4 protein-coding genes are annotated in these 14,119 nt (G+C 57.4%); 1 reads left to right on the top strand and 3 read right to left on the bottom strand.

Going from position 1 to position 14,119, the window contains the following annotated elements:
• Nucleotide 1 precedes the first annotated feature (1 nt).
• Nucleotides 2-2,125, top strand: a complete 2,124-nt coding sequence (locus tag MUG94_RS03200; protein ID WP_227909307.1) for a DEAD/DEAH box helicase — start codon at nt 2-4, stop codon at nt 2,123-2,125.
• A 180-nt stretch (nt 2,126-2,305) separates the two neighbouring features.
• Here the strand turns inward: MUG94_RS03200 and MUG94_RS03195 are convergent, their stop codons facing one another.
• The 3 genes from MUG94_RS03195 to MUG94_RS03185 form a co-directional block, all read right to left on the bottom strand.
• The gene (locus MUG94_RS03195) at nt 2,306-4,747 is read right to left on the bottom strand and encodes a hypothetical protein (protein WP_227909306.1); all 2,442 of its coding nucleotides are present in this window, start codon (nt 4,745-4,747) and stop codon (nt 2,306-2,308) included.
• A 626-nt stretch (nt 4,748-5,373) separates the two neighbouring features.
• A complete protein-coding gene (locus MUG94_RS03190; RefSeq protein WP_227909305.1) occupies nt 5,374-10,704 on the bottom strand; it encodes a DEAD/DEAH box helicase in 5,331 nt (1,776 codons plus the stop codon).
• Entirely contained in the window at nt 10,701-13,751 is a 3,051-nt protein-coding gene (locus tag MUG94_RS03185) for a hypothetical protein (RefSeq protein ID WP_247098832.1), read from the bottom strand. The genes MUG94_RS03190 and MUG94_RS03185 overlap by 4 nt, the downstream gene beginning before the upstream one ends.
• Nucleotides 13,752-14,119 lie beyond the last annotated feature (368 nt).

Genomic DNA, 14,119 nt, shown 5'->3' with positions numbered 1-14,119 from the left:
GATGTCGGACTTCGATTCGCTGAACCAGGTGGTTCAGTACAACATCGTGAACTCGCTGGGGTGGGACAGCCTGCGCCCGCTGCAATCACAGGCCATACAGCCCGTCCTTGGTGGCGATGACGCGCTGCTGTTGGCACCGACCGCGGGCGGTAAAACGGAGGCGGCTATGTTTCCGCTGCTTACCCGCATGGCGGACGAGTCTTGGTCCGGCACGTCCCTGCTGTATGTGTGCCCGCTCCGGGCACTGCTGAACAACCTTGAACCGCGTGTGGGCTCATACGCTTCATGGCTGGGCAGAACGGCGTCAGTGCGTCACGGTGACACTGGTGCCGGTGCCAGGAAGCGGCAGGTGCTTGCCCGGCCGGACATTCTCCTGACCACCCCGGAGTCCCTGGAATCGATGCTCGTTTCCACCCTCGCCGATCCGCGCAAGCTGTTCGCTGATGTCCGCGCCGTGGTGGTGGATGAGGTGCATGCGTTCGCCGGGGACGACCGCGGATGGCACCTGCTCAGCGTTCTTGAGCGTATCTCGGGGCTTGCGGGTCGGAGTATTCAGCGTGTTGGGCTGTCTGCCACAGTAGGCAATGCTCCCGAGCTTTTGTCCTGGCTGCAGGGCAGTAACAAGTCTCGTGGCGTGAAGTCCACTGTGGTCGCACCGGAGGCAGGCAGTGGTCCTGTGCCCGACCTGCAGCTGGACTTTGTGGGCAATGAGGCGAACGCCGCTAAGGTGATCTCCGCGCTGCATCATGGTGAAAAGCGCCTGGTGTTTACGGACTCACGGCGGACAGTTGAGAAGGTTGCCCTGTCTCTGCGTGACCGCGGAACGGAGACTTTCGTGTCGCATTCTTCGTTGTCAGTGGATGCGAGGCGACAGGCCGAGACGGCTTTCTCCGAAGCCCGTGATTGCGTCATTGTCTCTACCTCGACCTTGGAGCTGGGGATTGATGTCGGTGACCTGGACCGCACCATTCAGATCGGTGCTCCGCGAACGGTGGCCTCACTTTTACAGCGGCTGGGACGCACGGGACGGCGTCCAGGCACGTCCCGCAATATGCTGTTCCTCAGCACGGACGATGCACAGTTTCTGCGCGCCTGCGGCCTTCTTCTGTTGTGGTCGGAAGGCTACGTCGAACCGGTGAAGGCTCCTCCCCTGCCGCTTCACGTGGCTGCACAGCAGCTGCTTGGACTGACGCTGCAGGAACGACGCGTCGGGGATCAAAGCTGGTCAGAATGGTTCGACGGATTGCCCCTCGCTTCACCGGACGAATGGAACCGTATCGCCGAGTGGCTGGTGGAGACCGGTCATCTCGATTCCGATCAGGGCATGCTCTTCATGGGGCCTGAGTCAGAACGCAAGTACGGTGGTATCCACTATCGCGACCTGATGGCCGTGTTCACTGCTGACCCACAAATTACCGTTTTGCAGGGTCGAGAAGAAATCGGTTCTGTTGACCCAATGCTGTTTCAGCGCAAGGTAGATGGTCCGCGGCTCCTGACTCTTGGTGGCAGGGCCTGGCAGGTCACCTATGTCGATTGGAAACGCCGCCGTGCCTTTGTGGAGCCTTCACGGGCTGCCGCCGATTCTCGGTGGTCGGGGATGCCCCAGCCCGAATCCTTCGAGCTCAGCGACGCTACCCGGAGAGTCCTTTTAGGTGCGGATTTACCCTGCGTTCGTCTGTCCAAACGCGCTGTAGCCCAACTCGACCAGCTGCGTGATGAGTACGCGCTACGGGTGACTGCGGGCAGAACAGCACTGGTCCATGAGGACAACGGTCAGCTGCGCTGGTGGACATGGGCCGGTGCCCGTGCCAACGCTGTGCTGGTGGCTGGTCTGCTTGAGGTTGCTCCCGAGCTGCTGGACGAAACGCGCCACTTCAATAACTGGCAGATTGGGCTACATCGGGACGCCACCGTAGGAGCCCTTGGCAAAGCACTCAACTCCATTAGTGCGGCCCTGGAAAGTTCCCCAACTCGTTTCTCGCCCCAGGTGGACGCCCGTGCGCTGAAGGCCCTAAAATTCTCTGAGCTTCTGCCCGCTGGCTTGGCGCTGAACGTCGTTGGAGCAAGAAACGGGGATCCTAACCATGCCGCGCGGGTTGCTGGGATGGGTCTGGTCTCTGGGTAAACAGACAGAATTTTGTCACTAGTTCGGATTCAGGAAATCTAGCAACGCATCGCCTCTCCGGGTCTCTAGCTTGCCAGCCCAAGCCAGGGACCCGTGTAGTTCAGCAAGAAGACCCCAGCCTTCCGCCTGTATGGATACCCGCGACTCCTGATCGCGTCACCATCAACAAAAGCAAGCAGACTATTTCTTGCCGAGGAGGCCCGAGATTCCAGTGATAAACAGACCAAGCAATGCCCAGGACATCATTTTTATGATCGTCAGCCCCACGCTTAGCCAAGCATCTGTGCTTACCTGCCACGCGGTCGATTGGCCGGTCCCCAAAGGAGAAAGAACCACGTCAACCGCATAAAGCGGAGGGATAAGGCTAGGGTATGCAAGCGGAGCTGGCGTTGTAACCGCTGTTGCAACTTTAGATTCGGCCGTGGGCGTGGAGTCGGAGGCAGCGGGTTCTTCTACGGTTGGTCTTATGGCGGCAGCAGACGCATCTTCCGACGTAATAATAAATGCGGCCGACCGATCCGTTGGCGTAAAAGCTGCGGCATTCATTCCGACCAGCAATGTGGATATGACCCACAGAATTCCCAGCCAGGCTATTGCTGCCTGGGAGTAAAATCCATGTCCGATTGTCCATTTTGAGATGTGACGCCAGACGGTGTTGGAAAACCAACTCTTTCGAGTTCTGAGAAGTCGGTCAGCCGCCTCGTACCTCAATCTCCTTCCATCTGACTCCTGGCCACTGGATTCGAATACCCTAGCTACTTCCAACCAAGGTTGGGCACGAAAGCTGCGAGGATGTGAATCTGTAGGCGTTAAGGGCCCCGATTCATGGGCATCTATCTCATACGGCAGTGAGGAAGCCTCGGTACTGGCCTGAAGCCATGAAAGGCTCGCCTTCCAATCAGTGAACGGCAATCCTGAAACATTCGTGAGCGTAAAAGCTGTGGTCCCTGTAACAGAGGGCGCACTTGAGCTTCCAGACTCGAAGTTCAAGTGCCCAATGGCGGAACCGCTTAATATCAGACCGCCCTGCCATGCCGAGTCGTTGTGAACTTGTAAATGCAAGATGTTTGCGTTGCGTGCCCGCATCGAAGTCATTTCATGTTTAGCAATCACTGAACCAGATTTATTGGACGCATACTCATTCTCTCGGGAAGACGTGCCTCCGAGCTGCAGATGTGCAACGGTAGCACCATCAAAATTCATGGAGCCGCCCAATGCCGTGCTGCCAGTAGTCCGGAAATTTTGCATACGGGAGTTGGCTGCGTCGATCGCTGGGGAAGCGGGGACCGCCGTAGCCACAGAAGAGTTCAGGTGAATGACAAACTGTCCCGTAATGTTGGCGTGTTCGGCACTGACCCCATACTTGGTAATCTGGATATACCCCAGATCAACGCCTCCTTCAATCACCGCACGGGAAATATTGAGACCAGCCAGCACGGTCCGTGGATTTGAAGGTCTTGAAGTTATGGATCCCGCGATTGTGGATTGCTGGAAGTCTGCGACCCCCTGGAGGCGGCCCCCGGTAAGGGATACCGAAGCTAACGACGCCCCCGTCGCTTCGATACTTTTACCTTCAGAACTTCCCACTTGGGCATTATCTAAATCAAGGTCTTTCATCGTGGCGTCGTGAAGCGTCACGTTCCCCGTTATAAGTCCCTGCAATATGGAGTTATGCCCTATGTACGCGCCTGTTAAATCCAGCTGACAAGAAGAAACAGACCGGCCCTTACTCGTGACAGGATTACGGCGGCCAATCTTAGAATTTGTAAGTATTAACTGCCCCCCAATCTTTGCTCCCCGCAAGCGAACACTGCATCCGCAATCGAGGTCTCGTAATTCAAGCACTCCCCCCACTTCCACCGAGTCCATGCAAATTGCGTTATCCGTGCAATGCTTGTACGGCATATCTTCCTGGGTAGTCAAATGCCGTTCGCTGGTTCCACATTTTTTAGTTACCTTTGCGCCACTAAGGGCGAGGTGTCCACCAACTTTTGCCCCGACGAAGCTGACTTCACCCCGGCATTCAATATTATATGCGTTGACCGGCCCGCAAACTGTTAGACCTTGAGCCTTTAGAGCAGGCCATTCAGAAGCCGTGCGAGCGAATATAGTGGTGGAATCTAGACATAGTTCTCCGCAACTAACCTTCCCGATATCGAGCTGCTCCTCTATCGAGCATTCTTGGATTATCAGATTCTTATTGAAGCTCGCGTGCTCGAGTCTGATGCTTTGGAATCCGGATTTGTAGAAATCAAGCTGTGGCGAGTTGAATCCGTTCAGGTTGAGGTCACTATCCATGTGGACATGCTCGAATGCGATTGGGAAATCCAGGACCAGATGTTCGAGATCAAGTTCCCCCACAATCCTCACGTTGGTAATAGTTAGACCACGGGGATCGTGTTTTCCAACGAAGTTGACGAGGATATCTCTCAGCACGGCTGCATCTAGAGTAGGCAGCGAATCTGTACTGACGGGATACTTATCCTCTCCGGTTGGAGTGGAGCCCACCTGATCCACAGGTTGGACTCTCTCTCCAGACTCAATACCTTGAATTAGTCGTTTGCGCCATTCCTCAACATGCGTATCGGTCCGTATGTTTTCTATTTTTGCATCATTGATCACCGTCGACATTCTACGCAACCGTGATGTAAGTGCCGTGGGCGACATGGTCAAGTCACAATAAGCAACCTGAGGTAGCTATACCGGCTGTCCTTCTAGTTTCTGGTCAATACCCGGCTCTATGATCAGAACCCGAACGGCTCGCCGCAGCTAATAGTTGTGGACTAAGTCGGGATTACCCTGAATAAGTTGCTGGTCAGGTATGTGGCGCCCTGTGCTGGAGTCCCGTCCCCAACCCTGTCGAGGTAATCAGGTCACCCTGGATTCCATCAGATTAACCGCCGAAAGACAATGGACTCTGTTGATTCAGCGGTTCCCGAGATCCAGGCCTGGGCGTGCCGGTATACGCCGGCATCACATGTGGCCTGTATGTTGATGAATCAGCTTCCGGGAGGATAATCGGGAAGTTCGCCCATACGTGTGCCGCACCACTGCTACCCCAATATGAGCCGAGACTGAGAAGGACACTTTCTTGCTCGGCTGACAAAATCAGCCTGCTCTAGACAATCGGCTGTGTCACCTCATCCGTGAGACGACGTGAATAACAAAAGGCAACAGGAGATTGCGGAATGAGAAGGGCTGCCGCCAGGGGTGGCGTGCGCGCAGCGCGCCCACGCCACCCAAATGGCCTACACGTTCAGGTAGTTTGCAGCCCCGTTGTAGGCAGCCAGCAGCACAGGAAGTGGCCGACGAGTGATGTCATAGAAGTCGCTGACTGCGATCCTGTGTCCGGGGTGGGCATGTCGGATGGACTCAATGGCATGCGTCTGCTCGTTGTTGAACCGTTCCGGGCTTCGGGACCACAAGGGATGACTAACCATAATTGTCGTCTGAGCTTCGGGAATGCTCACGAGTGGAATGCCGCTGTCATCGTAGGTGATGCCGACGTCCGGGCTAATGCTGTTAATCATTGATTCCAGTTCGGTTCTACGGCCGAACCAACGTTCAGCATTTATCGGAGCCCCTGAACAGAGGTCCAACATGTCGAGTGCCAGTCTCCAGTCCAGGGCACCGTGAAGCCGCTGGTTATCCCAGGATCGCAGACAGTCAGGACAGGAAGCGGAGCAGGAAATATGCGAACGGTCCTCATACTGGTTGCGAAGGACTTTCCTCGTGTTTCTCAGCAATTCATTAAAAACGTCAGGCTTGGCAATTTCGACTGCGTACCCGGCACCGTTCTCCAAGGAATCAGCTAAGAAGACCCGCGCCGTGGGAGTAGCTCCCGCGGTGATGTACTGAAGACCTGCTTGGATCTCCTGAGGATCGATGTCGAGCTGCTCCCTTGCGCCGACTCGAAGAACTTCCGCCAGCGACCAAAGCGCCGCGTGCCCAGCTGGCAAAACTGACTGCTGGATGGGAATGCCGCCGTCGGCCGTCCGCAACGGGAGGAAGTCCACAGTCAGGGCATCGGTGGTCCGGATTTCTCCAATGGCCGCACTCCCAAGATCCTGTCCGGTCTCAGGCATGTCCCGCCATCCCGAGGGGTACAGGTTCTTGTCTGAAGCCACAACAGATTGGTCTGCTTGCCGCAACAACTTGAACAGTTTCGTCTTATTGTCGTTGTACTGCACCAGCTTTCCCTGCTCATACAGTCGAAGATCCACGTCGCAAACGCGGGACTGCAGGCTCATTTCCTGCTCCGATACGAAAGTCGGCATGCTTTTGGCATGGGTACGTGACTGGTCGATTCTGAACGGGCGTTCCACATAGGTAGTTCTGAACCCCAGCGGCTCGTACATGCGGAATTGCTGCATGGGCGCAGCACACGTGGGGCACGCGGCAACAGTCTTGTCGATGAAGGTCGTGGCACATTCCTGGCAGAGGGAGACATGGTGATTGGGTCCCAGCGGATCTGCCGCGACCCAGCCGTTGCCCTTCCGTACGTAATGCGCAAACCCTGCGGAGGTATGAACAAGCTGGTCCCGGACTACCTGCGACCCGGGAGCATAATTCGTTATGGCCATGCCCAGCGGCCGGTCCGATACGACTTGATCGTCAAGTTTACGTTTCGGAAGGTCCCGATAGAGGTTCCGGACTCGGGTGGGAAAGCCAAACATTGGCAGGACGCCGCCCAAAGCCAACGCCTGACTTAGTTCCTCCTCAGTGACATGCGGCTGTTTCAGGATGAAATCGATTCGTTCACACAGGGAGGTGCGTGCCCAAGAGATGAGATCCTCAACCTCAGTTTCCGTGAGCTTCGTGTAGGCCGTGAGCCTCCGAATAGTGGGGGCGATCTGCGAGCTCGTAGCCAGCCAGTGTTCCACCCCGCTCCTGTACCTTGGCCAATCCCTCGTCTTGCCGAAGGATCCGTGCAGGCTTTCACTGCTCCATTCGGGGCTCCCGGGCAACGAGAGAAAGGCCCTTTTCAACAGTTCTGCTGCCACGACTCGCTGGGCGATCCGCATACGCCCCAGATCCAGGAAAGGTTGAGGTGCCAAGTCGCCGGTTATCCGCTCCGCGTGGTTGAAGTAGTACTCATCGTGCGCGGAGTCACGGCACGATGTAATGGCGAAGCTGAAGGCTTGGCCGGCTCGGCCTGCTCGGCCAACGCGTTGCTGATAATTGAATCTTTGCGGCGGCATGTTGGCCATCAGCGTCACGTTCAGAGACCCAATGTCCACTCCCACTTCCATAGTGGTTGTCACACTGAGCACATCCAGCTGCGACGTCCGCGCGTTCTCCTGTGGAGCAGGGAGTCGCACACCTTTGAACCACCGCTGCCTTTTCCTCTGCTCCTCGGCCGGTTTCGTCTGAGCAGTGAGCTCGGCGACTGCAATCCTGCGGACTGGTTGTTCTGCCAGCCAGCTGTAGTAATCCTGCTCGTAGTCTCCGGTCTTCCGTTCGACGAGCTCCGTTGAAGCGCAACCTTTATGTGCGCAGATTCCTGCAGACGGTTGCAGATGCCTGAAGCCGCATCGAAGGCATTCCCAGACCTGCTCCCCTGCTGGTGCGAACCCTATCTGACTGGAATGCCCGTGCAACCTCAGGACCCATCCATCAGTGATGTTGGCGGTCTGCAGAGCCCGGTAGACCCATGCCTCTAGCGTCGCACGGTCAGTCTCAAATTTGGCAGCGACTTTGGTGAGGTACCCGTTAACTCCGGTGGGTGCTTTGGTGCCGGTATCCTGCAGCGCCCAATGGCCCTGATATTGCCGGTCCAGAGCCAGAATGCGCACACAGCTTGCCAGAATCTGCATGCTCACGTCTGTCTCCAAAGGACCACCGTCATGTGCCGGGGGTTTGATCCAGGCCAGGAGAGTCGACTCTATATCCCGTCGGCCGGAGTCGAAGAGCTGCATGGCTATTTCCTGGTCCAGCATTTTCGAAAAAGCATCACGGGCGGGTGCGCTGGCAGAGACGGGCGCTTCAATCCACATCCCTGGTTCCGGGGACGGATAGTACGTATACCAGGGTTCCCCGTCTTTCTTTTGAGCAAAAGCTCCACTTCCGCCGGGGCTGAGTCCGAGATCCACTAGTTTTGTTGTGGTCCTGGCGCGGAGTTCCGACCAGCCGATGGTGTCGCTGCGTCCCTGACGGATTTGCGCGATTGTTTCCAGGTCAGCTTCCGTCGGTAAACCGCTCCTGAGGCGAACTGCAGCAATGATCGCCGTCGGGTATTCCTGAGCAATTTGTTGTGCGACGGACACTTCTTCTTGGGTCAGATCAGCGCTCCCGTGGGCAAAACGGTCAACGAGGTCAATGGGATCCTGCTCGGAGGCTTCCGCAAGACCCTGGTGAAGCATTTGGACCAAAATATCGCTGTACTGTCTAGTCGCCAACGACGCAGCCGTCCGTGCCGCGGAGTCACGATTATCTGTAAAGACGATGGTGCGATAGTCCTCGGGTTTTTCCCCCAAGGTTCGGGGCAGCTGCCTCAGGTATACGGAGGTGGCCTGTGCCGGTGACGTGGCGTGGCCCTGCAAAGGCGTGGACACTGCACCGCTTTCAAACTCGGTCTGCCGTCCTCCTGACTGTCCGCATCGTGGGCATCGGCTGGACAATGCCGGCGTTGCCCCGGCATCGCCCTTTCCCGAGGCCTGGAATACCCATCCTGTGGCCTCCTCAGCGCCGATTTGAAGGACCCCTGCCTCGTCGAGACGCGCGGGGACCCATTGCAGTTTGAACTTGGCATGGGTCCAATCCGCTTGCCCGACCGGTCGGGTGCCGTCGGGTGACGGCCAATACCACCGGTAACTCTCCCGCCGGCGCCTGGTCACCAGCCCGGGGCTGTCGGACATGATGGAGGTCGGTGTAGAGCTCAGCGCCTCTTCCCCGTCTCCCTGCAGCGGCAGGCGGTAACCCCCCAGGCTTACATCGCCGCATTCGCTGCAGAGAATGAGCTCCAACACGCGCGAGCCACATGCGTCGCACATGGATACTGGACGGCCGAAAACCTTTCCCACTGTCCGATATACATCCGCTCGTCCGTCATCAACCCCTACGCACTTGGGGTTACTGCAGGCCCATAGCCCCGAGAGCACCCGGGCGAAAAGGTGCGCTCGAAGGGGAATGGTTCGCTGATCGCTCTGTGCAATGGCACGGAAGGCAGCGTCCAAACCTTTGACACCCGGGTCTGGGCAGCCAAAAAGCCGCTCGGCCACAGTGGGCAGTGAGTAGGTGCGGTAGCGTTGTTCGTCAGTGTCATAGCAGGCCCGGGCGACGGCCTCAGCAAGTTCGGGGGCCCTCTTCGTCAGTGTGTCTGCCTCATCTTCCTTCAGCACCTGAGCGAGATCCAGCGGCAACGTGTCCTGCAAGGTTTGGCGTTGCCCCTCCGTGATGTGGAATCGTTTCCTGTCGACCCCGAAGAATTCCTCCAGGAACTCGTATCCAGCGTCATCTGCATTGAGCGAGGCGCTCGCACCGATGATGCGTAGTTGCGGGCTGTCCGGCGTGAGCTCGAGCCTGTTGAGTAGACGCCTGATGAGGAGTGCAACTTCACTGCCGGATGTGCCCCGATAGGAGTGAAGCTCGTCCACGGCCAGTGTGAAAACGTGCGTTGGTGATGTTTTGAGCCATTCCCGCGTCGCTGCGAACAGGGGGTTTTCAAAGTCACGCATCAGAATGGCGTTGAGCATGGCAAAGTTTGATACGAGCACATCCGGTGGGTCCTGGACAATGTCCCAGCGAACCACCATTTCGTGCTCGGCGGGATTGGTGAACAGAGCCAGATCCTCATCGCTGGCTCCTGCTTTCACCAAATCAGTGAACTCACTCTCAAGGTTCTGCAGCTCTTGGGCTGCCCTGGCAATCTTGGATTTGGCGTTGCTGCCTTGAGGAATACCGTTCCCTCCCGGAGTCGCACCCGTGTAACGACCGAGCCACAGTCGGGCTGCCGGCTCTGTCTTCCCGATGCGTCGGAATGCGAGACGTAGGCGCGTCAGCTGGTCTTCAACCAAGGCGTTGGTCGGGTAGAGAACCATGGCCCGGACAGCAGCTGGGCGCTCCTCCGCCTTTCGGAGCCTGGTATAGGAGTCGGTTGTCCACCAGCGGCTGACGGGGCCGGGCGTTCCCCATGCCTCAGCTTCTTCCACTAGCCGCAAGAGGATGGGCAGGAGTATCGCTTCCGTTTTGCCCGATCCGGTTCCGGAGGTCACCACCACATGCTGCGGACCGTCCTCCTCGGACCGCCGGTTTACCGTAATGCTGGTCGCCTGATGGCTGCGGATTTGCGGATTGGAAGACGGCGCTGTGAATTGGCGAAAAAGCGCATCTCCTACTGTCCTGGCCACAGACTCGGAGTATCCTGCCTCCACGGCGGTGCGGATGAGGTCGTCTGTAGCTGGATAGGGGATGACAGGCTCAATCAAAGGATCCCGGAACACCTGCCCGGGAGACATGACCAGCTCGTCCCGATCGGCGGTTAGACCGGGGGACCTGAGCCGGTAGTGGGTGCTGAAATAGCGTTGGAAGGCATCGCGCAGAGCGGCCGAGACGGATGTAGGCGTGGGCACGAGGCTCATGAGGCAACTTTTCCAATCAAAAGGCGGGCAGTTTGAGGTTCCACTCCCCGGTAATTCAGTGATGATGTTCGGAAATCAGATTCAGGAAACCTTCCGGAGGCCATGACCGCGGCGCGTCCGTAGATTCCGGGAAGTTCGGCACCCATAGGCACGGAGAGCGTCTGCGATTCAGGATCGTAGGCGGCTAAATGGTGCCCGATTTGAATGGCTGCCAGGTGTTTCCCGAGTTCGACGTCGACCCTTGCTCCTACGCCGTTTCTAACGTCTGCCGGGGTACGGAAGAAATAGTGAGTGACGTATCCGTGACGGCTTCTAAACAGCCCTGCATGCTCGGCGGAGTCAACGTCCAGCCAGCTTGCGGATACCGGTTCAAAAAACTGACACTCGTGCACGTCCGGCAGTGAGGACCGAGTCAACGAGTGCCCAACAGTAGATATGTTTGGGAGCACCCGGGTAAGAGCGTCCGCTGCGCCTGGGCGAAGTACTACTTCCAAGTCTGCAGCCAGCTCCGCGACTGCTGTCTGATCCATGCCGCGAATGATTCTGCTGGCGTGAGTCGCTACATCGATCTGCTCAATGCGTCCTCCGCACGCCTGGGTTGCCTGCTCGACAGAAGCCACCATTTCCCGGTCCCACAACCCTGCAAGCAACCAAGAACCGTCACTGAGTCCACCGATGCTGCTCGCTGCCATTTCCCAGTGAGTGAGACGATGTGAGGAGTCGCGCTGAACCTCGATGTATGCCAGCGCTTCGAGCGCTGTGAGCAACCGTTTCTCGAAGAGAGGCGTGTCTTCATGCTGTCTGGCCAGGCCTGAGAATTCCTTGGCTGTGCCTGAGCCGATGTAGGCCAAGGCATCCATGAGCACCTCCCAATTGGGTTCTTCCTTAGTCGAGAGTGGAGGCAGCGGGGTTTGGTTTGACAGTGACTTTCGCTGGGTTGTTTTTTTGGTAAAACGGGTTGGAGCCCGACTGCTCAGGCGACACTGTTCGCATTCCCCATAGATCCATTTTGTCTGCGGCCACCCTCCATGAAACGTCGGAAAGATGAAATGGTGCCTTCCCGTTATCAGACAGGAAGTTGGGCCCGGAGGTGGAAGTCGAAGCACATTCCGGTTGGTGTTTCCCACCCTCCGCTTTGACCATGTCGCTGTCCTAGGAATGGATACTTCTCTCGTCGTTGTGCTATCCGCCGCTTCCTCTTGTACAAGGAGTCCGTCGATTCCGATCCGATCCGCCTCAACGGCGGGGACAGCCGTTACCGGCCACGAGGGGTCCCCAAAGTCCCTGCAGAGGAACCGGTAAGCGGCCGCTGACGCAGCCCTAGGTGATGAAGAGTCACGAAGTTTGACTGAAATCGATTGCAGTGTCTTCTTCCCGGCGCGCAAAGAGAGGCTGAAGTCCTCACGATCAATGTCGAGGTCCTCTAGCATCACAGCGTACGGTGCGAGCAATCCGTGTATGAGCACCTTCTCTTCTGCCTGCAGAGTCTCAGCATTCAGGGTCGTCATAACGAGTTCGAAAGGGCCATCCTCATCTGAGGCGATAACCAACTGCAGGGGGCTACGTGCGCTCCACCGGGCGACCCTGCCAGGCAGCTTGAGCCCTCCGTTTAGAGTCATCTGTGCGGACAAACGGAGCTCAAACCCAGCAAGTTCCTTGCTCGTAATCAGCGCGGCTGCCGGGCTTCTAAGCACTTGTACACGGTCAAACATGACCCATCCTGCGGGCAATCCGGCATGGCCTTCGAGGAGCCTGGAATAGCCGGGCTGCGCCGAATCAATGAGGATCTTCTCCACCGCATCTGCCAGGCCACTTTGCAAACGAACTAAGACCCGCGCGGGGGTACCCGGAGCTATCCGGTCTGTCTCCAGGTAGCGCTCAGTGACAGGGTCCCGAGTCAGAATCAGAACGTTCTTGGGGAATCTTCTGATCGTTTGTCCGGACTGCGTGGTCATTGAAACGGCGCCCTCGAGGAAACTTGCGTAATCCGGCAGCACACCTTTGAAATCGACGCCGGCCTGGCCTGGCGAGCCGGACCGAAGAACAACGCTTATGTCCTCGTGCTCTCCTGCTAGCGTCGCTTCTTCGTCGGCGACCAATTGCACATTGGCCACTAGCCCCAGTTGAAAGACAGTCGCGAGGCGCTGCCTGCTCTCTCTGAGTGTAAAGAAGCACCTTCTGGCAGAGACGTTGGTCTGCCCGTCGGTTCCATGACCTGGACCATCCCATGCAGCCAGTTCAGCAAGTGCGATGTCAGTTATGCGGTCCTGTGTGTCGCTGTTGGCCCACATCTTGATCATGGAGGCATTGGCGGATGTCCGAGCACTGTGGATCCACACATCTAGTGCGTTGAACATTTCGGTGTGGGACAAAGCAGTTCCCGGCAACAGCCCCTGCTCTTCGAACATGCGCCTCAGGTTGCGCCGCTCTGTTTCGCGGACGAGGGCCTGGGAAACCGGCAATCCCACATACCTGTGGGTCAGTGCATAAGCGCTCGGAAGGCCCAGAGCACCATCACGGTCTTCAAGCCAGAGGGCCAAAGCCTCCCAGTATGCCTCTGTCGAGGCCCTGAATGAGGTACGTAGACGTTGAGACTCCTCAGATGGAACTGAGAGAAGGTCCTCAAGCTGACCGTAGAATCCCGCTTCACTTTGCTTAAGCCCTTTGGACGAACTCCCCATTGTCTCCGCAGCCATTGAGAAGAGGGTCAGGAGAGCGATGTGGGGCGGCGCCTCAGGAGCCCTCTTTGTCTCCACTGAATGGTTTCGGTGCTCCAGCCACCGCTCGGTCATTTCGTCGAACCAGGCAAACATCGGCACGCCCGACCTTTTCCAAAACAGCCTCCCACGCACGGCAGCGACAAGTTGGTCTGGTGCCTGCTCCGCGGCGACGCCGAGCGATGTTGCGGCTACGTTAAATGCGTCGTCGTCTTGATCCAAGTAGACGAGCTTGCCCTCGTTTTCCTCTACGAAATACGCCTTAGCCAATGCCGTATTCCATTGATCATAGGCATTGTTACCGGCATCAGCGCCTGTGGATCTAATCATATTTCCCCCGGGATTGATCTTTATTTATTCACACTACCCAGTGCCTCTGACACTTTGCTGTCGGCTGCGGAGGGCTCAACTACGGAGCCCTGTTGCGCCCGACCCTGAGGCAAAAAGTCTGTTGGGTCGTCCTTCTGGGGGCAGGAATCCTGCCAATACGTCCTGGCAGGGCGACGTTACTCATTGTGGTGCAGCCCCTAAACCCCGGAAAGAATCTCGCCCGGCGCACGGATCTTTGTGCACATTTTCAGCCCCCGAAACCTACAACCAACGTTTCGCCGCGCTGCCTCGAACAGAGTATAGGAAAACGCCACACGTAGATGCCTTTGCATATAACGGAATGGAAACACATGGGGACACCGCTCGCG

Source organism: Arthrobacter gengyunqii (assembly GCF_023022985.1).
In the GTDB taxonomy this organism is placed as follows: Bacteria; Actinomycetota; Actinomycetes; order Actinomycetales; family Micrococcaceae; genus Arthrobacter_B; species Arthrobacter_B gengyunqii.
This window is presented reverse-complemented; position numbering and strand designations above follow the sequence as displayed.

Excerpts from the sequence above, each read along its gene's own strand:
- MUG94_RS03190 (WP_227909305.1), bottom strand. The coding sequence starts at position 10,704 with ATGAGCCTCGTGCCCACGCCTACATCCGTCTCGGCCGCTCTGCGCGAT.
- MUG94_RS03185 (WP_247098832.1), bottom strand. The coding sequence starts at position 13,751 with ATGATTAGATCCACAGGCGCTGATGCCGGTAACAATGCCTATGATCAA.
- MUG94_RS03200 (WP_227909307.1), top strand. The coding sequence starts at position 2 with ATGTCGGACTTCGATTCGCTGAACCAGGTGGTTCAGTACAACATCGTG.